The sequence below is a fragment of the Caldisericum sp. genome, assembly GCF_049967455.1.
Lineage (GTDB): Bacteria > Caldisericota > Caldisericia > Caldisericales > Caldisericaceae > Caldisericum > Caldisericum exile_A.
The window spans coordinates 1-636 of sequence record NZ_JBMFSR010000113.1; the positions used below are offsets into that span (position 1 = coordinate 1).

Annotated in this window: 1 protein-coding gene; it reads left to right on the forward strand. The window is 30.5% G+C overall.

Going from position 1 to position 636, the window contains the following annotated elements; translation table 11 throughout:
• On the forward strand, positions 1 to 636 hold a 636-nt coding region (locus ACP5SP_RS08075), incomplete at both ends, for an N-6 DNA methylase (RefSeq protein ID WP_428076566.1).

Sequence of the window (636 nt, forward strand, 5' to 3'; positions counted from 1 at the left end):
ACCTGAGACAGGAAAAAAAGCTGACCTTATGTTTTTACAGCACATGATTGCGAGCCTAAAAGATAATGGTATTATGGCAACGGTCATGCCTCACGGAGTATTATTCAGAGGTGGTCAGGAAAAAGTAATTAGAGAACAAATTGTAAATGAAGGCATTATAGAAGCAATTATTGGTTTGCCTCCTAAACTTTTTTACAATACAGGTATACCCGCGTGTGTTATTGTAATAAATAAAAACAAACCAAAACATTTAAAAGAAAAGATTTTGTTTATAAATGCAGATAGAGAATACGGCGAAGGCAGAAATCAAAACTTCCTAAGACCGGAAGACATAGAAAAAATAGTTAATGTGTTTGATAGTAAAAAAGATATACCCAAATATTCAAGATTGGTTGATATCAAAGAGATTGAAGAAAATGACTTTAACCTTAATATAAGAAGGTATGTGGATAATTCTCCAGATATAGAAATTAACGATGTTCATGCACATCTTTTTGGTGGTATACCTAAAAAAGAAGTAGCAAATTATGAAGAACAATTTAAGAAATTGCATATTAATTACGAGATTTTACTTGATGAGAAAGACAAAGATTATTTAGAGTTTAAAGGTGAAATAAAAGAAAAAAACCAAATTAG